Origin of the sequence: Labilithrix luteola, assembly GCF_001263205.1 — a bacterium.
GTDB classification, from domain to species: Bacteria; Myxococcota_A; Polyangia; order Polyangiales; family Polyangiaceae; genus Labilithrix; species Labilithrix luteola.
The window spans coordinates 7,104,572-7,126,018 of record NZ_CP012333.1; the positions used below are offsets into that span (position 1 = coordinate 7,104,572).

General features: G+C 63.9%; 16 protein-coding genes. 11 read left to right on the forward strand and 5 right to left on the reverse strand.

Annotation, left to right across the window (positions count from 1 at the left end; genetic code table 11):
- Positions 1-62: 62 nt before the first annotated feature.
- A complete protein-coding gene (locus AKJ09_RS30805; RefSeq protein WP_146651435.1) occupies positions 63-1,700 on the reverse strand; it encodes a hypothetical protein in 1,638 nt (545 codons plus the stop codon).
- A 268-nt stretch (positions 1,701-1,968) separates the two neighbouring features.
- Between AKJ09_RS30805 and AKJ09_RS53430 the strand changes: the two genes are divergently transcribed.
- On the forward strand, positions 1,969-2,502 hold the full coding sequence (locus AKJ09_RS53430; protein ID WP_240488639.1) for a collagen-like triple helix repeat-containing protein: 534 nt from the start codon (positions 1,969-1,971) through the stop codon (positions 2,500-2,502).
- A gap of 32 nt (positions 2,503-2,534) precedes the next feature.
- Here AKJ09_RS53430 and AKJ09_RS30815 read toward each other — a convergent pair whose 3' ends face one another.
- A complete protein-coding gene (locus tag AKJ09_RS30815; protein ID WP_146651436.1) occupies positions 2,535-2,738 on the reverse strand; it encodes a hypothetical protein in 204 nt (67 codons plus the stop codon).
- A 522-nt stretch (positions 2,739-3,260) separates the two neighbouring features.
- Between AKJ09_RS30815 and AKJ09_RS30820 the strand changes: the two genes are divergently transcribed.
- On the forward strand, positions 3,261-4,286 hold the full coding sequence (locus tag AKJ09_RS30820; protein ID WP_146651437.1) for an aldo/keto reductase: 1,026 nt from the start codon (positions 3,261-3,263) through the stop codon (positions 4,284-4,286).
- Positions 4,287-4,296: 10 nt separating this feature from the next.
- On the opposite strand, the gene AKJ09_RS30825 is transcribed toward AKJ09_RS30820, so the two are convergent.
- Positions 4,297-5,118 carry a helix-turn-helix transcriptional regulator gene (locus tag AKJ09_RS30825; protein WP_240488640.1) on the reverse strand — a complete coding sequence of 274 codons (822 nt, stop codon included), beginning with the start codon at positions 5,116-5,118 and terminating at the stop codon, positions 4,297-4,299.
- 198 nt (positions 5,119-5,316) lie between these two features.
- Here AKJ09_RS30825 and AKJ09_RS30830 point away from each other — a divergent pair, with 198 nt between their 5' ends.
- Positions 5,317-6,309: an aldo/keto reductase gene (locus tag AKJ09_RS30830; RefSeq protein ID WP_146651439.1), complete on the forward strand. Its 993-nt coding sequence runs from the start codon at positions 5,317-5,319 to the stop codon at positions 6,307-6,309.
- Between the two features lie 78 nt (positions 6,310-6,387).
- Here the strand turns inward: AKJ09_RS30830 and AKJ09_RS30835 are convergent, their stop codons facing one another.
- Positions 6,388-6,951 carry a hypothetical protein gene (locus AKJ09_RS30835; RefSeq protein WP_146651440.1) on the reverse strand — a complete coding sequence of 188 codons (564 nt, stop codon included), beginning with the start codon at positions 6,949-6,951 and terminating at the stop codon, positions 6,388-6,390.
- A gap of 137 nt (positions 6,952-7,088) precedes the next feature.
- Between AKJ09_RS30835 and AKJ09_RS30840 the strand changes: the two genes are divergently transcribed.
- The 4 genes from AKJ09_RS30840 (at position 7,089) to AKJ09_RS30855 (ending at position 14,513) form a co-directional block, all read left to right on the forward strand.
- Entirely contained in the window at positions 7,089-7,901 is an 813-nt protein-coding gene (locus tag AKJ09_RS30840) for an SDR family oxidoreductase (RefSeq protein WP_146651441.1), read from the forward strand.
- A 20-nt stretch (positions 7,902-7,921) separates the two neighbouring features.
- Positions 7,922-8,911 carry an AraC family transcriptional regulator gene (locus tag AKJ09_RS30845; RefSeq protein ID WP_146651442.1) on the forward strand — a complete coding sequence of 330 codons (990 nt, stop codon included), beginning with the start codon at positions 7,922-7,924 and terminating at the stop codon, positions 8,909-8,911.
- A gap of 1,185 nt (positions 8,912-10,096) precedes the next feature.
- Positions 10,097-12,043, forward strand: coding sequence for a TIR domain-containing protein (locus AKJ09_RS30850; RefSeq protein ID WP_146651443.1), 1,947 nt, complete (start codon positions 10,097-10,099; stop codon positions 12,041-12,043).
- A 286-nt stretch (positions 12,044-12,329) separates the two neighbouring features.
- Complete coding sequence (locus AKJ09_RS30855) at positions 12,330-14,513, forward strand: hypothetical protein (protein ID WP_146651444.1); 2,184 nt, start codon at positions 12,330-12,332, stop codon at positions 14,511-14,513.
- Between the two features lie 194 nt (positions 14,514-14,707).
- On the opposite strand, the gene AKJ09_RS30860 is transcribed toward AKJ09_RS30855, so the two are convergent.
- Positions 14,708-16,105 (reverse strand): hypothetical protein, encoded by a 1,398-nt coding sequence (locus tag AKJ09_RS30860; protein ID WP_146651445.1) that lies wholly within the window; start codon positions 16,103-16,105, stop codon positions 14,708-14,710.
- Between the two features lie 525 nt (positions 16,106-16,630).
- Here AKJ09_RS30860 and AKJ09_RS30865 point away from each other — a divergent pair.
- The 4 genes from AKJ09_RS30865 to AKJ09_RS30880 all read left to right on the forward strand — a co-directional run bounded on the left by AKJ09_RS30865 (position 16,631) and on the right by AKJ09_RS30880 (position 21,345).
- A complete protein-coding gene (locus AKJ09_RS30865) occupies positions 16,631-17,485 on the forward strand; it encodes a hypothetical protein (protein ID WP_146651446.1) in 855 nt (284 codons plus the stop codon).
- A gap of 1,276 nt (positions 17,486-18,761) precedes the next feature.
- The gene (locus AKJ09_RS30870; RefSeq protein WP_146651447.1) at positions 18,762-19,838 is read left to right on the forward strand and encodes a hypothetical protein; all 1,077 of its coding nucleotides are present in this window, start codon (positions 18,762-18,764) and stop codon (positions 19,836-19,838) included.
- 182 nt (positions 19,839-20,020) lie between these two features.
- Positions 20,021-20,521: an RNA polymerase sigma factor gene (locus tag AKJ09_RS30875; protein WP_169928009.1), complete on the forward strand. Its 501-nt coding sequence runs from the start codon at positions 20,021-20,023 to the stop codon at positions 20,519-20,521.
- Entirely contained in the window at positions 20,518-21,345 is an 828-nt protein-coding gene (locus AKJ09_RS30880; RefSeq protein ID WP_146651449.1) for a hypothetical protein, read from the forward strand. The genes AKJ09_RS30875 and AKJ09_RS30880 overlap by 4 nt, the downstream gene beginning before the upstream one ends.
- The last annotated feature ends 102 nt before the right edge of the window (positions 21,346-21,447 follow it).

Consider the following 21,447-nt stretch of genomic DNA (forward strand, 5'->3'; position numbering starts at 1 on the left):
CTCTCCACGCCGACACCTTCGAGACTTCGCCGAGGTGCCGGCCAGATGGGCGCGAACCAGCGTTATTGGACGACGAAGGGGGGAGAGAAGATGCTCGTCGAGACGGCGTCTTCGCTCTTCACGACCGTCGGTTCGGCGAAGTCCGAGCCGTCACGGACGGCGGCGACGCTCACGAAGTACATCGAGCCGGGTCGAAGGACGTCGGCGGGGATCACGGCGCTCGTCTCGCGCGTGGTGATGTACGCGACGCCGTACGACGTGTCTCCTTCGTAGTCTTTTCGCGGTCTGAGCAACGACGCCTTCACGACGTAGTATTCGGGAGTGCCGAGCGCGGGGGCGTCGAAACGGACGGTGAGGTCACCTGCCTGGACGACACCCTGACCGTCCCAGCCGAGCGGAGAATCGCCGACGGTGAGGTTCTGGACCGGGCCGAGCTCGAGCGCGGAGGTGATCGTCGTCGACGTCTTGCGGTGCATGACGGTGGAGGCCGTCGTGTAGAGGACCTCACCCGCGCGCGTGTTCACTTTGACGCCCCAGGTGTAGGTCGTGTTGACGAACTCGCGAAGGTTGGGGAGTTGCAAGTGCGGGAGATCCAGGGTGACGGCGAGGTCACCGGGATCGTCGTAGCGCACGCCGTCGGGCTCGCCGTTCGAGAAGAGAGCCCACGACGGAATGGTCGTCGCGGCGAAGAGCTCCGGGCCCGGCCCGACCTCGCGAGTCACCGCGATCTCCGCCGCGGCATAGGCGCCAGGCGGATACTTCGCGAGATTCCGGAACGCTGCGAAGGTCGAGCCGCGGAAGTCGAGGCTCACCTTCTCCGTCGGCGGTGAAGCGAGCGTTCCGCGGAGGGTGTTGACGGTCCCGTTGGCGAGCGTCTCATCGGTGTACGCGATCATGCCCACGACGGACGAGAGCTCTGCGTTGTGCCAGGCGTTGGACGTTTCGGGCGGTCCAGCGAAGGTCGACCACTGATTCTGGAGCAAGAACAGGTGGTCGCCTGAGGCGGCGACCGGGAGGCCGCTCGCGTCCGCACCATAGGGTTGGACGAGAGCGTCGCCGCCCGCCGTCCAATCCGTGGCCGATGTTGCGTCTTTGCCAGGAACGTTGGTCTCGTTGGGCGAGGTCCACACTGTGGGGTCCACCCAATCCATCCGACGCGCGAACTGGGACTCCGGACTGAGCCACCAGAACGAGGAGTCGTTGAAACTTTGGGGGGCGTCGATGGTCAACGCGAGCCGCGTGTCCGACGTCATCGCGACGGTGTCTCCCCGCCGCCAGTAGTTCGGACCAAGGCGGACGCTCCGCAGCTCGCTCGAGGGGTAGCGTCGGATCACCAACGGAGCTCCGTTCTCTCCTCCCTCGCGCATTTCGAGGACGAACGGGACATGCGGCACGCCCGCGATGGTGCCCACGCCCGTGGCTCGGTCGACGGTCCCCGCGATCGTCTTCGTGACGCCGTCGACGGTCACGATCGCCGACAGCCCAACGAACCAATCGAGCGTCTTGTCCGTCAGCTTTCCGTTGGAGAAACCATCGCGCTCGATGGTTCGAACCACGACCGGCTCCACATCGTTCGCGGGCCCACCCCCATCGGCGCCCGCGTTCGTCCCGTTGCCGGAAGTCGTGTCGTCACCGCCACACGCTGCGATCGCGCCGGCGAGAACCAACGGCACTGCCGCGAGCCAGAGATGCTTCCTCATCGAAAGTTCGTCTAACAGTCGGATCGCGCGAGCGCGACGAATGTCGAGCCGCGATCCGCTTTACGAAACGAGCTGTCCAGAATGCGAAAGACGACGGCCGAGCTCGCGCACCTCGCTCACCGAGATCGACTATCCAGAAAGCGATCCTCCGGGCGGGGATTTATCCATAAAGCGATCCAATCGTACGCATATGAGCGCTCGCTTCGTGCGGCGCGCACGGCCCCGAGTAAAGTCCGAGCGCATGCGATTCGGTTGTAGCTTTGCCCCGGTGTCATCGATTCCAGCGCTGCTCGTCCTCTGTCTCGCCGTGGCCTCGTGCAGTGGTGAGGATGGCAGCCCCGGTCCCGCTGGCCCGCAGGGCGCCCAGGGGCCCAAGGGTGATACCGGTGCCACCGGCGCGAACGGCACCACCGGCACGAACGGAACCAACGGGACCAATGGCGAGGACGCTACGAACGGCGCGGCGTCCGTCATTTATTCCAATTGGCTGAACGTGACGTTCACCCACGACGCCGCCTCGAATACGTACGTCGCGGGGATCGCTGCCCCCGAGCTCAGTAGCGACATACTGCTCAAAGGCGATGTGCGCGTTTACCTCAACGTCGATACCGGAGCATCTCCGGCAGTCTTGACCTTGCCATACACGGACCCGAAGACGGGGACGTATCTTCAAGCCACGGCTCTCGATGGCGTGATTGAATTCACATCCTCCGTGGACGCCAGCACGAAGCTGAACTCGGCCAACGTATTCGTTAACCAGTACCGTTACGTCCTCATCAAAGGAACCACGCTGGCCAAGTAGCTCGTCGCGGGCACCGCTCGCCATGCCACACGCTATTGCCCCGTCGCGGGCGGGAAGGGGAGCCACACCCCGTGACGTTCGACTTGCGCCACAGCAGCGTCGTAGGTCGGACCACGCATCACCGCCGCGGTCAGCATCATCTCCCTCATCGTGACGCGCTGTTCGTCAGGCAACTCGCCCAACGCCAGGCGCAGCGATTCGCCGAGGCAGTCCTCCAGCGACAGCGTGGGAGGCATTCTGAGAAGGAGCCGCGTATCGATTCCCAAGCAGGGCATGGTAAGCCGGTGCTCGGGCGAACTTGAAGGGCACCCGTAGTCCGACAAAGAGCTGCGGCATCTCGACTGCGCCGTCCTGAATCTCTACCTGCAACACGTCGAGGAGGATCAGGGCATCGTTTACGACACGATTAGGTTGATTCCGCGCGACTCACATGTCGCCACCAGCGAGTAAAGGCCGGCGAGGTTCTTGCCGGAGTCGACGTCGCCGACGAAGAGGTGTGGTCAACGTGACGTCGTTTCCTCGGCAAGCGTCCGGCGCGGTCCATGGCGATAGGACGTTACGTTCACCCGCTCGTCGAAGCCCACGAGGTCCGCAAGAACCGAGGGCTAAAGAAGCCCTAAGCCGCTACGCCTTCAGGCCGGTGGTGGCAGGCCCAGGATAAAGCCTCCCTCTGGCAACCCTTCACGCCGGTCGTATCGTGAGCGCCGTGAGCAGGCCGACCGGGGTGTCCGGTGGCCAGCGTCATTGGAGAATTGCGCATGCGTTACAGACTGTTCGGCCGCACTGGCCTTTACGTCTCGGAACTCTGTTTCGGAGCGATGACATTCGGCGGGAGGGGCTTCTACGAGCCCATTGGTAAGACGGCCCAGGCCGAGGCCGACGAGCTCGTGTCAATCTCGCTCGAGAGCGGCATCAATTTCTTCGACACCGCTGACGTCTACTCCGAGGGCGAGTCCGAGAAGATCCTCGGCAAAGCCCTCGGCGCGCGCCGCAAGGACATCGTGCTCGCCACGAAGGTGCGCGGCAAGGTCGGCACTGGTCCGAACCAGCAGGGCCTCTCCCGCGCTCACATCATGAGCTCCATCGAGGGCAGCCTGAAGCGCCTCGGGACCGACTGGGTCGATCTCTACCAGATTCACGGCTTCGACCCGGTGACCCCCTTCGACGAGACGCTGCGGGCCCTCGACCACGTTGTCCGTTCTGGCAAGGTGCGTTACGTCGGCTGCTCGAATCTCGCAGCATGGCAGCTCGCCAAGGCCAACGGCATCGCCGCGCGCCATGGTTGGGCTCGCTTCGAGTCGTTGCAAGCCCACTACACGATCGCCACCCGCGATCTCGAACGCGAACTCGTGCCTCTACTGAACGACGCGCAGATGGGGCTCATGGTGTGGAGCCCGCTCTCCGGGGGCCTTTTGTCCGGAAAGCATGGTCGTGACGGCAAAGGTCCTGACGGCTCGCGCCGAGCCAGCTTCGATTTCCCGCCCGTCAACAAGGACCGCGCCTTCGACTGCATCGACGCGATGCGGAAGATTGGCGACGCCAAGGGCGCGAGCGTCGCGTGCGTCGCGCTGGCGTGGCTGCTCGCAAAGCCCCACGTCTCTGCCGTCATCGTCGGCGCGAAGAACGAGGAGCAGCTCAGGGACAACCTGAAGGCGAGCGACTTCGTGCTCGACCCCGCCGAGCTCGCCGAACTCGACAAGGTGAGTGAACTGCCCGCCGAATACCCGGGCTGGATGATCGAGTTCCTGGGCAATCTAGGCAGAGCGCCGAAGAACGCTCGCTGACGTTCTCGCGCTAATCGAGCTCCAGACAGCGAGCCATTCGCTGCGCGCTCTCGGCGCCCACGGGAGCATAGAAGAGGACTCGGAGCGTGCGTGCGTCCGGCTCGACGTGCATCAGCGTCACGTGTTCGATTTCGATGCGGCCGGTGCCGGGAACGTCGACGATCTTCGTGCCCTCGGGCTCGGCGAACAGGTCATGCTGAGTCCAGAGTTGTCGAAACTCATGGCTCCCGGCCACGAGCTCGTCGGCGATCTCCTGGAACATTTCGTGATCACTCGCGCGCGCGGCTTCCGTGCGGAAGCGGGCAACGAGGTTTCGTGCGTGGGCCTCGCGCTCGACCGTGGCGAACGGCGATACCTCTCCGAGGAACATGTTTCGCATGGCGTTCGTGCCACGCATATCGCCCCATAGTTTCAGCGCAGGCCCGTTCATCGCGACGACGTCCCAGCGCAGCGTCGAGACGGTGACCGGAAAGCGATGCCCCTCGATCATGCGCTCGAGCATGGGGCTCACGCTCGGTGGCGGCGCGTCGACCGCGCGTGGCGAGCGACCTTGGGCAAGCTCGAAAAGGTAGGAACGTTCCGCCGCGTCGAGGCGCAGCGCGCTCGTGAGTCGCTCGAGCAACGCTTCCGAAACCTGGATATCGCGCCCTTGCTCGAGCCACGTGTACCAACTCGCACCGACGTCGGCGAGGAGCGCTACCTCCTCGCGCCGGAGCCCCGGAGTGCGCCGACGCGCGCCAATCGGCAATCCGACGTCCGCCGGGCTGATGCGGCCGCGGCGGTCACGCAGGAATGCGGCCAGCTCGGCGCGCTTGGACGAAGAGGCGGTCACGCCAGACAGGGTAGCGTACGGACTGCGGCGACGCATCGCCTGCTCAGCCCCGCCGTGGCGCTCCTGAAGCTGGTGGTGGCGGTCCCAGGATAACTTCGCCGTCTGGTGGGCCCAGCCTGCCGTTCGTAGGGTGCGTGCCACGAAAGCGCAGGACGGTCACGGCGCCAGCGAGCCGCGTGCGAGCCTGAAAGAGATTCGATGCAAAAGCGCAAACTCGGAGACAAACTCGAAGTCTCGGCCCTGGGCCTGGGCTGCATGGGCATGAGCTTCTTCTACGGTCCGCCTCGAGATAAGACGGAGATGACGAAGCTGCTGCGTTCGGCGGTGGACCTCGGTGTCACGTTCTTCGACACAGCCGAAGTCTACGGACCATTCACGAATGAAGAGCTCGTCGGCGCGGCGCTGGCCCCCGTGCGTGATCAGGTCGTGATCGCCACCAAGTTCGGCATCAAGCACGGCGAACATGGGCCGAGCCCGCTCTCGGGCGTCGACAGCCGGCCCGAGCAGATTCGTCGAGTGACGGAGGCCTCCCTGAAGCGTCTCCGAACCGAATGCATCGATCTCCTGTACCAGCACCGCGTCGACCCCCAGGTTCCCATCGAAGACGTGGCCGGCACGGTCAAGGACCTGATCGCGGAAGGCAAGGTGAAGCATTTCGGCCTGTCGGAGGCCGGCGCAACGACGATTCGCCGCGCGCATCGGGTACAGCCCGTGACGGCGCTGCAGAGCGAGTATTCGCTCTGGACGCGCGAGCTCGAAGCCGAGATCGTCCCCACGCTGCAGGAGCTGGGCATCGGACTCGTGCCTTTCAGCCCACTCGGCAAAGGGTTTCTAACCGGTAAGATCAACTCCACCACGCCGCTCGCCGATGGCGACCTACGCCGTATGCTTCCGCGCTTCAGCCCGGACGCCATGCGGGCCAATACGGCGCTCGTCGAGTTGCTGCAGCGAATTGCTAACGACAAGGGGGCCACGCCGGCCCAGATCGCTCTCGCATGGGTGCTCGCGCAGAAGCCCTGGTTCGTTCCGATCCCCGGCACGACGAAACTCGAGAGGTTGAAAGAGAACCTGGCCGCGCTGGATGTCGAGCTGACATCCGCCGATCTGCAGCGCATCGAAGAGGCCGCAGCGCAGATCCGGATTCAGGGCGCGCGCGTTCCCGCCCAGCTGCAGTCTGGACTAGGCCGCTAATCGAAGCGATCGCTCGAATCCGCGAGGCGGGAGCCCCAGTAGACACGGGCTTCGTGGATTGCGAGGGGCGCGGCGACGCTATTGCGGTATCGTGGGCGGGAAGGGGAGCCACACGCCGTGAGGTTCGACTTGCGCCACCGCCGCGTCGTACGTCGAAGCATGCATCTCGACGAGCTCCGGAAACGCGAGCACGCCGCGCGCGTCGTCATGCATCTCTTTCAGTGACGCGCCGAATCGCCCCACGAGCTCCTCGGCGACAGCCTCGCGAAACCGCTCGAACGCGCCCTCGACTCCACCGCGCGCACGGAAGTCTCCGAGAGCGCGTTTGAACTCCGGCGCCGGTTCGAACTTGATGCCCGCGAGCGCATCGCGGACGGCCGCGCCTTCCGCCCCGAGCGCGTTGAGCATGTCGGCCACGCCCCGTTCGAGCGCCTGGCGAGGGGGCGCGAAGTGAACGTTCGAGTGGAAGACGAGCGTTCCGTCAGCGAGCCGCGGTCCCACCCCGGTCAGCATCATCGCCTTCATCGCGCCGCGCTGTTCCTCAGGCATCTCGGCCAGGGCTAGCCGCAGCCATTCGCCGAAGCAGTCCTCCAGCGACAGCGTGGAAGGCATTCGGAGGAGGAGCCGTGTGTCGATGCCCATCGCCTCCCATGGATACCCGGTGCCCGGCCGGAGTTGAAGCGGGCTCGAGGCGTGGCGTGATTGGCGAGTCGGTCGTCGTGTCTTGCGAGTGCGGTGGCTGCTTGGGCTCTCTAGGTTGGTGCCAAGGAGAACGGGCCATGAGCAAGACGATTCTGATCACGGGTAGCTCGAGCGGCATCGGCAAGGCGACGGCGAAGTACTTTGCGGCGCGGGGCTGGAACGTCGTCGCGACGATGCGGCAGCCGGAGGTGGGGGCGGAGCTGGCGGCGCTGCCGAACGTGCTCGTCACCCGGCTCGACGTGCATGACTCCGCGTCGATCACGGCGGCGGTCGGCGCGGGCATCGAGCGGTTCGGCGCGATCGACGTGCTGCTCAACAACGCGGGGTACGGCGCGTATGGGCTGCTCGAAGCGACGCCGATGGACAAGATCGAGCGGGTGTTCGCGACGAACGTGTTCGGGCTGCTCGAGACGACGAAGGCCGTGCTCCCTCACTTCCGCGCGCGGAAGAGCGGCGTGATCGTCAACGTCTCGTCGATCGGCGGCAAGATGACGTTCCCGCTGGGGACGCTCTATCACGGCACCAAGTTCGCGGTGGAGGGGCTCAGCGAGGCGCTGCATTACGAGCTCGCGATGGTCGGCGTGAAGGTGAAGATCGTCGAGCCGGGCATGGTGAAGACCGACTTCGCGGGACGGTCGTTCGACTTCACCAACGACGCGTCGCTCGCCGAGTATCAGCCGTTCGTGCAGCAGTTCATGGGGGCGATGGCGGCGATGACGGGAGGCTCGGAGCCCGAGGTCGTCGCCGAAGTCATCTTTGGCGCGGTGACGGACGGAACGGACCAGCTGCGGTACACGGCAGGACCGGATGCAGCGGAGCTGCTCCAGAGCCGCAAGGTTCTCGACGACGCGACGTTCATCGGTGGACTCAAGAAGCAGCTCGGCCTGTAATAGGGAGGCAAGGGAGCGCGATGTCGAGCAAAGGTTGGCCGGTCGGGCCGGGGTGGCGCGTGATGCTCACCGACGTGGGGCTGGTTCCCGCCGACGTGGTGCGACGCGCCGCCTTGCCCGACGATCTCTTCGCGCGGCCCACGCTTCTCGCCTCGGCGGAGTACTTTCGACTCTGGGACTGCATCGAGCGGCTCGGGGGACCGACGATTGGCTTGCGCTTGGGGGCCAAGGTCTCGGCGGAGTCGTTCGATGCGCCGCTCTTTGCCGCGCTCTGCAGCCGCGCGCTCGACGAAGCTGTCGGGCGTGTCGCGACGTACAAGCGGCTCATCGCGCCGGCCACGCTGCATGTCGATATCGGCCGTCGCGGCACGGCCCTCGAGCTCGAATGGCTCGACACGACGGAGGCCCCGCCCGCGGCCTTGATCGACGGGGAGCTCGCGTTCTTCGTCCAGCTCGCTCGCCTCGGCACACGCGCGCGCGTCTGCCCGGTCGAAGTGCGTACGCCGCGCGTCGTCGCACCGCGGGAGGCGTACGTCGAGCATTTCGGGGTCGCCGCCACCGAGGGCCCCCGGCCACGGGTGGTGTTTCGCCCCGAGGACGCGACGCTGCCGTTCCTGACGGCCAACGCCAAGATGTGGGACATCTTCGAGCCGGAGCTGCGGCGTCGCCTCTCCGAGCTCGACGAGGCGGCCTCGTGCACCGACCGCGTGCGCGCGGCGCTACTCGAGCTGTTGCCGGCGGGCGCGGTGTCGATGGACGCGGTGGCCCGTAAACTCGGCGCGAGTGCGCGTACGCTCCAGCGGCGCCTCAAGGACGAGGACGTCACGTTCCAAGACGTCCTCGACCGCACGCGCGAAGATCTGGCGCGCCACTATCTGAGGACCTCGCGCATGAGCGGCGCGGAGATCAGCTTCCTCCTCGGCTTCGAGGATCCAAACTCGTTCTTCCGCGCCTTCCACAAGTGGACAGGCCGGACGCCCGATCAGGTCCGCGCCGAACCCGCGGCCTGACAACGACCGAACAAGGTGGGCACGCAGCTCAACTGGAGAAACTGCCGTCGTTCCCGACCTCCAGAGACTACCGCCCGCCGCCGGACTCCCGCGCGGTCAATGGTAAGATCGCCGTCGATGCGCAAGCCGTTCAGGCTCTTTTCATGGTTTGCACCGGCACTCGCCATGTCGGTCGGCTTCGCGCAAGCTTGCGGCGGGAAGAGCGAGACCGCCGCGGGGAGCCAGGGAAGCGCAGGGGAGCGCTTGCACGAGCGATCTGGAATGCGTCGGTGGCACGTGTGTTTACGCAGGCTCGTGTCCCGGGACGTGCCTCGCGTACCGGAACCAGGGCGAGTCTTGCGGTACGAGCACCAGCGACCCGAACGATGGCAGCTGCACGGTCAACGGTGTGCCGACTCCCTGCGTCGCGAACAAGGGCGCGTGCGTGCCGGACTCCGGTCTCCAATGCGACCCCATCGCGCTTACGTGTTTGCCGATTCCCCCCTGTCGTCATCGCCGAAACAGGCCAGCCATGCTCCATCTTCGGCGCACAGTGCGATGCCGGTCTCTACTGCGCCGGCCTCATTCCCACGGGCGGCATCTGCAAGCCGGTCGTCCAAGACAGCGGCTCCTGCGTGCTCGAGAATCCTGGATGTGCCGATGGTCTCCTGTGCGCCGGCTACGGTACTTCGGTCGACGCAACGGGCCACTGCAACCCCCAGCTCCTGTGGGGGCAGACTGCCTGACGCCGACGGGCGTCAGCAACGGAAGCTCGGGCTGCCAATGGCCGCTGCAGTGCGTCCAGGGCAAATGCCAAGAGCCCCCGGCCAGCGGCCCATGTCTGAACGGCATGTGCCAACCGGATGAGGCCTTCTGCGACCAAGCGACAGGCACCTGCCAGCCCCTCTTGGAGGATGGTGCTCCCTGCTCGCGAAAGGTCTCGTACCCGAGTCAGTGCCGCCACGGGTGTGACCTGACGGGACACTGCGGAATGTCCCTCTGCCCGAGCCACTAGGAACGCTGGACGGGTATTCGTGTAGCGCGGCGCACGTCACCGAAGGCGCCGCGCACCGCCGGGCGCTATCCTGCTTCAACCCGGAATCTCTGCGTCATGCCTCTCAGGCTGCTAGCGTTGCCAGAAGCGCGTTGTCGTTGGTGTAGCCATCGAGCAGCGCTGGGGCACCTAACGGACCGCGAAGGGTAAGCATGAACGACGTACATGGCGCCGAGGTTGTGCGAGACGAGGCCGGAGCGAACACCCCCGCGATCATTAAACTCGAGCCGGACAGCGGTGCGAGCGCTCTCCTGTCCAGTCGGATCAGTGCCGCTGGCGCGAGCGAGCAATCGGCTGACGTCCCAGGTCCAGGGGCGCCTCAGATCTTCATCTCTTACAAGATCTCGCCGGATGAGCGAATTGCCGCTGCTCTGAAACGTCTGATCGAGGGTTCGATCGACCCACAGCCGAACGTTTTCGTCTCTGGCGAGGGTGGAATTCGTCCCTCAAACGTCGGCGCCATCCCGCAAATGCAGCAGGCGGCTGGCAGCGTTCGCGCGTTCGTTGGACTCATCACCCAAGCGTCGAAGGACCGAGAGTGGATCTTCTTCGAGGCTGGCGCAGCGTGGGGACGGAACTGTTTGTATGCGCCTCTACTTGTGGACACGAAGCCCGAGGATCTACCCAATACGCTCGGTGGATATCAGGCTACGAATGCTCTCGATCAGGAGAAGATGCGGCTTTTGATAACTGAGCTCGCGAACGCCGTTGGGGGAACGGTGAAGCCGCGCTTTGGCACGAGGTACAGCTCATTCGAGCGTGTGTTGCGCAAGTATCCGGATGCAGAGACCGATGATGCTGAGGAGGGCACCGACGACCTCGCGCGAGCGATACAGCACCTTGTCGGCGGCCGACAGGAAGAAGGGGTGGCGGCGTTCGCGAAATTGGAAACTGATGCGGCCTCCGACGTCCCACGATTGACGAGGGTGAGGCTCGCACGAATCGTCTATGACAAGCAGATCAAGGAGTCGCAAAAGCTCGTCGAGCTTGAAAGACTAGCGCGCGACGGCGAATCTTTGGCGGAGTATCAATTCTGGCGCGCGACCTATGAGCCACGGCATCACGTGAAGATCGTCCACCTCACGCGATGTCTCGAGCTGACGCCCGACTCTACCATTCGCGAACTCGCGACCGAGAGCCTCGCTCAGAGTCTTTCCTTGGTGGGGCGTCACGACGAGGCAGCGAGCGTTCTTTGGACTGCTATTGCCGATTCCGATCGTGACATGTCTGCCATGGGCGCGATTCAGTTGTTTAAAACTTACGGGAGTGCGGAGCCCGTCGCGAGACTCTTGCTGCTCTGTCGTGCTCTGTCGGTGTCGACGGCGGACAATCTAGCAAGGGTGATCAGACCGGCGATCGATCTCGCGCAGTCCCTCTCATCTAATCAACTGTCAGTCTACCTCGCGCGTCGCTACAGCAAGGCCGTCGCAGACGGAATCTCCGCCAATGCGGAGGGAATCGCGCTCGCAGCTGCCGACCTGACGTCCCTCGCGTACCTCGCGTACGAGAAGGCGGCGCTCAAGGGGGTGGCAGTCGCAAAAGTCAATATGGCGGCGTTACTAGCTCAGGGAAGCGTCCCTGCCGCGGGGCTAGCCATTTTCGAACGTCATATTGGGCCGTACGATGCGGCAGTACCGCACTTTCCATACCGGCTTCGTGCGGAAATTGAGGAACAGGTCCACGAGCAGAGGACACGAGCAGATGATCTCGCGACCACTGGCAAGCGTCTCTATCATGTACTCGTAGAGTTTTCTGAGCGCGCGGCGGCAGCGCGTGGCGTTCGCTCGACGCCTCACTCCTCATATCGTGTCCGAGGTGAGGTCTACAATGCCGGTCCAGCGCCTCTTGACGGAGACTGGGTCTTTTCGCGACAAGTCACCGATAAAGCGGATTCCTTCACGATGTCGCGCGGATTGCCATTCGACAATCTCTGGATTCGTCGTGAATTAGATGGACGCATTGGACTCTACATACTGGAGACCAACGGCGTATTGAGGGGCGTTAGGCTCGTCCTCGACGGCGAAGGGGTAGGGGCGACCTGGGAAACCATTGACCCGGTCGTGTCGAACGACGCGAGCGGAAACATCAACGTGTCATAAGCTCCGCATGGCGCGACATCGCGCCGGAACGACACGTGCCTGATCCGCCAGTGGCTGGCGCGTGCCCACGGAGGCGAGCGGTGGATGGGGGGCCGCCCGGGGTCGGCGTCGACGAGCAAGTGGCTCGCTCGTCCCCCAGGCCCTGCATCACGCTTGTGGCGGAGCGATACGATCGCCAGCACAAGACCTCCGGCTAGCACATCAATAGGAGTAAGACGTGGCACGGATAACAGTTCGGCGTCGTTTGAGGCCGCTGCGGTTCGCCTTCTTGGTCAGGCCGGGCGACATGCATGAGCTTCGCCTCGCCTTTCAGCTTTGTACCGTCCTCTGGGGCGGGAAGTACAACCTCATCATCCCGGCGTACGAGCGCGCGCCAACTTCATTCAACACTCGAAAGAGCGGTCGGGAGATCGTGGCTGGGTATATCGACAACTTTCAGCCGGACTTCGTCGTCGTTGAGAAGGTCGAGCCTGAGCGGTTTGGGATCAGGGCCGACCGAGTGCGTCGGATACGAGAGATGCTCCAGGATGAAGCCTTTGGTGACGTAGGGGTTTCCGTCGGCGGCTTTTACCAACGCGCGTACGACAAGACATTCGCGTTCGTTCTGCGCCATAAGGCTAGCCTCGTGAACGTGCGGGCACGCGGCGAGCTTCGTCGCTTCGCAGCGTGCGTGTTCGGCGAATTCCCGCAGGGTCCTCACGGCGGCCTCGAACGTGACTTTGAGACGCTCGGCGGTGTACGCGTAGAGTTCACGCCTGCGCTGCTCGATCCCGAGAAGGACAACTTGTCTCCTCTTCAGATCGGATCGAAGGGACTCACGCTCATTGCACCGTGGCGACGACGAGCGGCCCTATTACTCGATCCTCAGTCCTTCGATGATCTCGTCGACTGTTGGAATCTTCGCGCCCTCGGATGGCGCCTCTTTCCGGTTCCGCTCACATTCGTGGGGCAGCTAGCGTTACCGATCGCGAAGTTCTTAGCTCCCGAGGCGGCAAAGTTCGGCGCCGTCATCCTCAAGGGGCGATCATTGGCGATTGATGCCTTCGAGCGCGCTGCAGCCGTAATCCCCGTAAGTCCGCGCAACACGCAGACTGAGATGCCGCGAGCGTGGGCACCTGAGGTCCGCCAGGCTGATCAGGCCGATCGACCTAGCGTCCGGGCCGCGGAGGATGACATCGAAGCGACCGTCGAGAAGGGGGCGTTCTCGTTCAAAACGCTTGCTCCCAACTTCGAACCTTTCACGCCGAACTTGCGCCGCGCTTCGTGGGCCAACGTGATCGAGCTGAACTCGCACGACACGCCGAGTCTGGCGCGTATCTTCCCTAGGCCGATCGAGGACGTTGGCGAGGTCGTTTCCCGCTGGCGCGGCATGGAGATGGTGCATCTCTCCTCGGAGGGGCTGACGATCTTCGACTCGGCAGACGGACAGACGCATGAATGGGTGGTACCGACCGGTGTGAAAGTGTTCCGTGCATGGGCGAAACCTAGATTCGAGGTGTCCGTTTCGGGCGCAGGACGTCTCACGAACCGGCTCCTGGAAATTCTCGGTGGCCCGGAACGGACCCGCACGGCGACGCACCCCGACATCATAAAGCTCTTCGACGAAATCACGAGGACTGCATCGCGAAGCATTCGCGGTGACGTTTTGCACGGCCGGCTCAAGAAGGTACACGGGAACCACGACGTTCCGACTAAGAACGTCCTCACGCAATGGCTGGAGCGCGGCGCCCTTGCGGTCGGCCTCCAGATTTCTTGCGACGAATGTGGTCAAGAGAACTGGTACGCTCTGGAGGACCTTCGCAATCGCCTTCGGTGTGGTCGCTGTCTGGAACATTACCCCTTTCCAGGGTTATCACCCTTCAGGAAGACTAACTGGGCGTATCGACCCCTCGGCCCGTTCTCCGTCGAAGGACACGCGCACGGGGCCTTCACGGTCGCTGCAGCTATCCGAGTTCTTGAACGCTTCGCTTCGGATCGCATTACTTGGGTGCCGAGCATCGACCTGCGCTCTGCGGATGTTCATCTCGAAGCCGACTTCGCGCTCTTCTGGGAACGCAAGTTTCGACGCAGTCATCCGCCCGTAGTGGTCTTCGGCGAATGCAAGACGTTTGGCGCCTTTCAAGATAAGGACGTCAAGAAGATGCGTGCGCTCGGGCAGTACTTCCCCGGTGCGGTTCTCGTGTTCGCATCCATGAGTTCTACACTGACAGCCGACGAGATCGATACGCTCGCTCGGCTCGCCCGGTGGGGACGTCAGAAGTGGCGAACGCCCGTGCTGGTGCTCACGCAACGCGAACTCGCAAGCAGTTCTGGCCCTCCGCACTGCTGGGAGAACGGCTCATCCGCCGAGAAAGCCATCGCCGATAGCTTTCGCGGCCGCGCGAGTCTGCGAATGCTCTGCGACGCCAGCCAACAGATTCATCTCGCGATGCAGAAGAGTAGTGATTGGCCGCATTACGATTCTTGGTGATGTCTGTCTGACGACGAGCACGCGGAGTTCGGGCCATCCGCCTGGATGTGCTTGACGGTGCACGTCCGCCAGCGCCGCGACCGTCGCGTCGCCACCTACCGGTCTGACGGTTGGTGCTGGGCGCGCTCGAAGAACGTGATGTTCATCAGTTCGCGGTATTGAGCGCGCACTGTGGCGTCTGCACCAATATTTCCTCAGATGCGAACGAGCTGTCCCTTTTCGGCGTGAAAGGCCATGCGGTAAAAGCTGAAGTCATCGCGGTTTATCGCCTGACACTGGCGCCAAATCTCTTTCATAATGGCAAGTTTGTCGCTTTCGTTCGTCTTCATGCCAAACACGATGCCGACGAGGCTTGAGAACTCGTATTCAACATATGGATCGTCTTGCCGCAAGCCAAGCATGTCGGGCAGAACGATCCTGTACTCTTCCTCGTGTTTCCAGTCTTCGAGTTTCGTTGTTACGATTCGATCGAAGGAATCCCAGTACGATTGTCTCCACTCTGCGTCCTCCTTGAGGATCCCATCGACAACCGTGCTTCGCTTGCCGTTCCCGAGCGATAGCCACGCGCGCTCCAGCTTACCGCGCGGTATCGTGCCAAGAGATTGGAAAAACTCAATTTTGGGGAGCTCTCGAGTGTAGGTGATCGGTCGCAATTGGCCTTTAATCGTTCCTTTTATCAGGTTCGATGGTTTGCCTAGGACGGTACTCGAGCCGGTAACACCGATCAGAGGAATGAAGGACCGTCCCTCTTCCGTCACGGGCCGGTAGACGAGTGCGACTCCGCAGTGGCCCGCGCCATAGGTTGCCCATACAGCAGCGTTGGTGCAAGTTGCCGAGAAGCAGGCTGCCCCCCATGGTGGATGAACCAGTTGGTCGATCAATTCATCTATGTAGCGAGCGGGAAATCCCCATAAGAGATAGTGCATGTGGCGCGATCGCCCGCCGACCTTGTCATGCTCAAGCTTGAAAAGCATTCGTAGCGCCTGCTCTGCTGATACCGAGTTAAGGACGAAGGCGAGCGACTCGAGGGGCGCTTCCGGGATCTCCGTGGTTCCGTGCGTGAACGCCTCCAGGATGGTGTGGAGACTGGGAGTTTTTGGCATTTCGATAGGTTGGGCAGGAAGAAGCCCTCGCTTGTGAAAGCTCGCTGTCACTGCCGCAAAAGCCGCCGGGCTAAGCAGTGTTAGGATCATGCGAACCCCTTCACGCCGGAGCGGCTCTTGCAGCCGGACCACGATTGTAAGGAGCGATGCTGGTCCCGGTTCCTTCAGGAAGGCATCGCTCGCTTCGCGATAGAGGCGTCGAAGCTCGTCTGTTGGTAGATCATCCTCGGTCAAGGTGGCGGGAATGTTCGGTTCTTCGAAGTCGTCCTGGAGCAGGATATTGGTCATCACCCAAACGAGCGCGAGAACATAGTGTCGGAGGAGATTCTCCCAGAGGACTTCATCCCCACGGAAGGTCACGTTCTTGTACCCATCCATCGGGTCGTTTTGCTCGTGAGTGGGGGCCATGTAGATCTGTCGGCGTTCAAGCTCTTTGAACTTGCCAAGAAGATTCTCAACCGGGCGAAACCTGTAGATGACGTCGAGCATTCAGGAGCCAGCGTAGCTTCCCGTTCAACGCTGGTCAGACGATTTCGAATCTGTACGCCGCGGATCCATCACGCGGATACCTTGGGCTAACGGCCAGCTGATCGGTAGACCGTGCACGAACGCGCGTCTCAACGAGCAGCGACGATTCGCTATTGTCGGGGGCAGTGCCGGGCCGTGAAGGTCGAAGGCTTGTCGAGCAGGCTCCCTGTCTAGCCCGAGAACTGTCACGGTTCAGTTTGCACCGGCCTTCACCGACTTCTCGTTCTCCGCGGGTGCATCGAGGCGTTGCGCGAAGTCATGGCAAACGTGTAGCGCTTGACGACCCCACGGCTCGAGAGACGCCTCGGCGCTGCGACTGCCGGCAAGACGTGGTCTGCCTGCGTCGCGGCGCGCTGGCGCAGGTCGTATTACTCGTTGCCTCGGCCGGCGCGTCCTGTACCTTCTCGCTCCGGGGGCAGCGGCGAGGCGACGCGCGAGGTGCGTGTTGCTTGCTGACGCGTGGTGCCTCCTTTGAAGGGGGCAATCATGACGAAGAAGGTAATCGACCTCGCGAAGCTGCCGGTGCGGGAGTCCACGGTTAGTCAGGAGACGCTCGAGGCGACGCCCGCGCGGGTGGTCGCGTTCTTGCGGGCGCTCGGGACGGTGCCCGTTCTCCGCAAAGGGCTCGAGGCGCGCGGCTATTCAGCCGACGAACATCGGCGTGGATGGGCGCTCTTGCAGGCGGCGAGTGGATACGACGCGGACGGGGAAGGGGAGGTGGCGGCGTCGCAGGTCGATCCCGAGGTTCGCGATGCCATCGCCGAGATCGACGCCTGGGACGAAGACGGCTTTCGGATCGTTCGCGCGGCGCTCGGGCGGCTTCATCCCGAGCAAGCGAAGACCGTGCTCGCCGGGCTTGGACCGTCGACGGGAGCGGCGGCGATTCTCGGCGTCGAGACGCTGCTCGACCGGCTCGATACGCTCGCGAAGAGCAAGCATCCGGCAGATCGCGCCGCGATTGCCACGCTCGAAGTGCGTGGGCTCACCGAGGCGGAGCGAAAGCGGCTGCGTGCACTCGTGAAGGTGGCGAAGGAAGGGACCTCGCGCGACGACGCGCCGTCGGAGGAGACGGTGCAGATGGCCGATGATCGCCAGCGCATCCTCGTCGAGCTCCGCGCTTGGTACGAGGACTGGTCGGAGATGGCGCGTGTCACGTTCAAGCGTCGCGATCACCTCCTCCGCCTCGGCCTCGCGCAGCGGAAGGTCCGAAAGAAGACGGACGTCGCGCCGACGGCCGATGGAGAAGCCGCGGGCCCTAGCAATGTGACGCGCGGAAAGAACGGCTCGACCGCCTCGAAGTCGGGCTCGACCACGGGCGCTTTCGCCGGCGAAAGTACCTGACGCCCGCGCCAGCCGCGTGGCGTGCCGGCCGGCCTTATTGCCGTGCGCTCGATAGCCGGCTGGCGCGTCACTGGACGTTCCGACGAGCGCTCGATGGTCATCCGGTGCGTCCTTGGAGCTTCCGACGCGTTCCGGAACCTGCCAACGAGCGCATCGAAGACGTGATTTCGCGAACTTGAGCCCCTCGCGCTCGCGCCGCTGACGTTCCCGGCCGCATCGGCCATCGTGATTTCGCGCATCTGAAGCACGTTCAGGCGCGCCGGTGGCCTTCCAGGGCACTTCGGAAGCTCTCCGGGCGCGTCGGAAGCTCGTCGGTGGTCGACGACGCCGCAGATCGGAGGATGGTCGGGGCATCGTGCCGCAGATGGCCAACCCCCCGAGCGCGGACAGCGTCCTACACGGCCGGACCGCGAACGCCTCCAAGACGGGCGGGATCATCGATTCGATGGTGTCGAACTTCTGCGCGCCTCACGCACGTCCGGTCGAGACAAGAGCCAGTCCGCTGTCGCCTTGCTCGTCGCGCGTGCCGCTGGATGGCGAACGGTGAGCAGGGCGAGCTTGTGTCGTCCGCGCGCGCCTTCGACTTCTGCGCGATTCGAGAAGCCCAGAACGGACGCCCGAAAACGATGACGACATGCGGAAGTACTTTGCGCACGTCACTGAGACCTCATCGCGTCCCGATGCCGAGTTGCGCCGTCATCGGGACGCTCCGCGGGCCCATTGAGCGTTGAAGACAGACTCCCGTTCAATCGAGTTTCGAATTTCGAGTTCGCCGATGCTCTCGTCGCCACTCTCCCAAAGCTGTTCGATCTCGATCCGTTTGCATCCGAGCTCGTCGGCCGCGACGCCTGCATCGGCGATGATCTGGGAATACGGCGACGCGAGAGATATGCGATGTCGGATTCGTTGAATCGCTGTTCGCGCATCACGGCGAGGTGACATCGCCCGATGTTTCGGCGGCGAGCAATCGATGGAATCGTCGAGCGCAGCTTGCCGGTCCGACGGTCATTCTGCGACGCTGGCGAAGGAGCGCGTTCCATCGCAGCCTTCGTTGAGCCGGCGGATGACGGCGTGGGCTCGACAGACGACAACGCCTTGCCGTCGTGTCCCTGCAGTTGCTTGATGAGCTCGGGCGGGGACGGCGACGGCGACGGCGCGCAGGCGAGAGTAAGTTCCCGGAGCGCATCGACCTGGCGCTGGACATCCTCGACCATGCCTAGGTAAGGTTCGAGATGGTTCCCATGCTCCGGAGGAGATGAAGCGCTCTGAGTTCGTCATGAAGCGCTCCCTTCGACATTTCGTAGTGATCGCCGGACTCTTCATTTTGGCGCCGGCGACTGCGCGCGCCGATGCGGAGCGAATCGCGCTCCACTACGAGACGGGCCCTGAGTGCCCATCGGAGTCCGATTTTTTGGCGGCCGTCCGGACGTATACCGAGCGTTGGGCCCACGTTCCCGAAGGTACGACGGAGTCTCGAACGATTCGCGTCAGGATCTCGGAGGCATCGCACGAGACGATCGGCACGCTCGCCGTCGCGAACAAGAGCGGCATCCTCGCCGAACGCGAGATCGTCGGGCCTTCGTGCACGGAGGTGTCTCGAGCGCTTGCGGTCATGGTCGCCGTGACGATCGACCCTCGAGCCGGCGGAGGCGGCGGAGCCGGGAGCCCCGGAAAAGCCGGCGCCTCCGGGCCGCCCGAGGAGGCCTCCGCGCCCGAAGGCAACCCCGAGGCGCGGCCTCCCTACGAATCGGCGCTCCCTCTTCCCCGAGCGACTTCACCGAGTGCCGTGCGAACGTCACCTCCAGCGAGCACGTCGCCGGGAGTCTCCTTGGACGTTCGTGTCGAGACGACCTCGGCGGTGATTCGAGGCGGACTCGTCGGCGTCGGCGCGTCGATCACGGTCGAATCTCCAGAGTCGGGACAGCCTCGTTGGCTCGCCGTCCTGAAGCCGAGCCTTGGTCTCGGGATCCGTCAAAGCTTGCCGAAGGAGCGCGCCCTGCAGGGGGGGAGCGTGGACCTCCTCTGGACGGCCGGACACATTCGTTTGTGTCCGCTTCGGATATCGGTCACACCGATCATGAAAGTGGTGCCATGCACCGAGGCAAACATCGGCACCTTTCGCGCATCCGCCGAGGGGTTCGTCGACGTGCGCCGCCTCTCGAGTTTTTGGTTCGATGTGGGCGCGTCCGTGTGGGCGGCGGTGGATCTGTCGGACCGGATCTTTCTTAGCTCTACCGTTCTCGTGACGATTCCTTCCGTTCGACAGCCCCTCGTCCTCGCGACCGGTGCCACCGTTGCGAGCGTCCCGCCGCTTGGCCTGTTGGGGGGTCTCGGCATCGGCGCAAGAATGTGAGCGCCCTGAGCGCCCGCGGACGTTTTTCCGATCAGAGCCGGCGGCCCGCATCACTACCCAGTGTGCTGAGCACCCCGGCCGCTTCCGCAGCTGCTGAAACCGTCGCGACCGCCCGCGTCGCGGACGACGAGCGCGGCCGTGCGTGGACTGAGCTCGAGCGCGCCGCATACCTGCGCGGGGTCGTGCGTGAACACTTTTCGGCCGTCTGGAGGTTTCTTCGACGACTCGGCTTCGAGCGACACGTGGCCGACGACGCGGCGCAGGAACTCTTCTTCGTAGCGCTCCGAAAGATCGAAGGCGTCGCGCCTGGACGCGAACGCGCGTTCTTGTTCGGTGCCGCGTTTCGAATCGCAACTCACCTGAAACGGAAGGACGCACGTGAAGTCTCCGTGGATCTCTCCGAGCTGGACAACGAGCTGGAAGAAACCGCGGCCTCGCCCGACGAGCGTCTCGACGACGAGAAGGCACGAACGATCCTCTACCGCCTCCTCTCCGAGATCGAGGAACGCTTTCGTGTCGTGTTCGTCATGTACGAAATCGAAGGAATGACGATGCAGGAGATCTCCGACGTTCTCGAGATCCCCCCGGGAACGGTGGCATCACGCCTCCGCAGCGCTCGCGACGATTTCAGCGCGCGACTCGAACGTTACCGTGCATGCATGCGCCGCGAGGAAGGCACATGATCAAGGGACCGCGGCGCCTCATGCTGGACGATTCGGACTTTGCTCGGCTCATCGCCGCGAGCGAGAGCGAGGAGCCGGGGAGTGACCAGATCGACAGCGCCCTCTCGCTCGCGGATCGAACCGCGGCGGCGTCCGGCTGGAATGCGTGGCGCTGGTTCAGCCCGAGGCTGGTCATCGGTGCCGCCGCGATCGGCGCCTCGGTGCTTGCTCTCGTATCGATCTCCGCGCATTCGGAGCCAACGATTCAAACGCATGCAGGTATTCAGAACGTCACGATGATCGAATCGGCCGCGCCCATTCGAGCCTCGGAGACGCCGCTCGAGCCGGTCACGGACTCGACGTCGGCACCTCGTGCGTCCGCGGTTCGGATCGATCACGAGCCGCCGCCGAAGGCCGTCGCCGTCACGGTGCCCGCCGCGCTCCCGTCCGTTCGAGTTGCCTCGCAAGTCGGCTCGCCTCGCGCAAAGAGCTCGCAAGTCGGCTCGCCTCGCGCAAAGAGCACCCCCTCGCTCGTCACGGACGTCGTCCCGCAGGGAGGCGCGAGCCGCACGACATTCAGCGAAGAGCTCGCGCTCGTGTCCGTGGCCCGTTCCGCTCTCGAAGGCGGAGACTTCGCGTCATGTATGCGCGCCGTCGATCGCTACGACGAGAAGTTCCGCTCCGGCCTCTTCGCACACGAGATCGAGGTCATTCGAATCGAAGCGCTCGCTACCTCGGGAGAACGTGAGCGCGCAGCGGTCTTGGCGGAGCGGTTCCTCGCGGCAAACGCGAGCAGCCCATACGCCGATCTCGTTCGTTCGTTCCTTGCGCACGACCGAGACTGAAGCTCGCGGATGGAGTCCAGCGTCGCTGGACGGAGTTCGCAAAAAATCAACGGATGCTCCGCAAATCCCGAGTCGGATGGAATGCGGACACTTGCGAGAGAC

What these genes read in the sequence shown, in the direction of transcription:
- AKJ09_RS30845 (WP_146651442.1), top strand. Translation starts at nt 7,922, where the DNA reads ATGTCGAGCAAAGGTTGGCCGGTCGGGCCGGGGTGGCGCGTGATGCTC.
- AKJ09_RS30835 (WP_146651440.1), bottom strand. Translation starts at nt 6,951, where the DNA reads ATGGGCATCGACACACGGCTCCTCCTCCGAATGCCTTCCACGCTGTCG.
- AKJ09_RS30870 (WP_146651447.1), top strand. Translation starts at nt 18,762, where the DNA reads ATGAAGCGCTCCCTTCGACATTTCGTAGTGATCGCCGGACTCTTCATT.
- AKJ09_RS30855 (WP_146651444.1), top strand. Translation starts at nt 12,330, where the DNA reads ATGCATGAGCTTCGCCTCGCCTTTCAGCTTTGTACCGTCCTCTGGGGC.
- AKJ09_RS30815 (WP_146651436.1), bottom strand. Translation starts at nt 2,738, where the DNA reads ATGCCTCCCACGCTGTCGCTGGAGGACTGCCTCGGCGAATCGCTGCGC.
- AKJ09_RS30880 (WP_146651449.1), top strand. Translation starts at nt 20,518, where the DNA reads ATGATCAAGGGACCGCGGCGCCTCATGCTGGACGATTCGGACTTTGCT.
- AKJ09_RS30865 (WP_146651446.1), top strand. Translation starts at nt 16,631, where the DNA reads ATGACGAAGAAGGTAATCGACCTCGCGAAGCTGCCGGTGCGGGAGTCC.
- AKJ09_RS30850 (WP_146651443.1), top strand. Translation starts at nt 10,097, where the DNA reads ATGAACGACGTACATGGCGCCGAGGTTGTGCGAGACGAGGCCGGAGCG.
- AKJ09_RS30860 (WP_146651445.1), bottom strand. Translation starts at nt 16,105, where the DNA reads ATGCTCGACGTCATCTACAGGTTTCGCCCGGTTGAGAATCTTCTTGGC.
- AKJ09_RS30805 (WP_146651435.1), bottom strand. Translation starts at nt 1,700, where the DNA reads ATGAGGAAGCATCTCTGGCTCGCGGCAGTGCCGTTGGTTCTCGCCGGC.
- AKJ09_RS30820 (WP_146651437.1), top strand. Translation starts at nt 3,261, where the DNA reads ATGCGTTACAGACTGTTCGGCCGCACTGGCCTTTACGTCTCGGAACTC.
- AKJ09_RS30840 (WP_146651441.1), top strand. Translation starts at nt 7,089, where the DNA reads ATGAGCAAGACGATTCTGATCACGGGTAGCTCGAGCGGCATCGGCAAG.
- AKJ09_RS30830 (WP_146651439.1), top strand. Translation starts at nt 5,317, where the DNA reads ATGCAAAAGCGCAAACTCGGAGACAAACTCGAAGTCTCGGCCCTGGGC.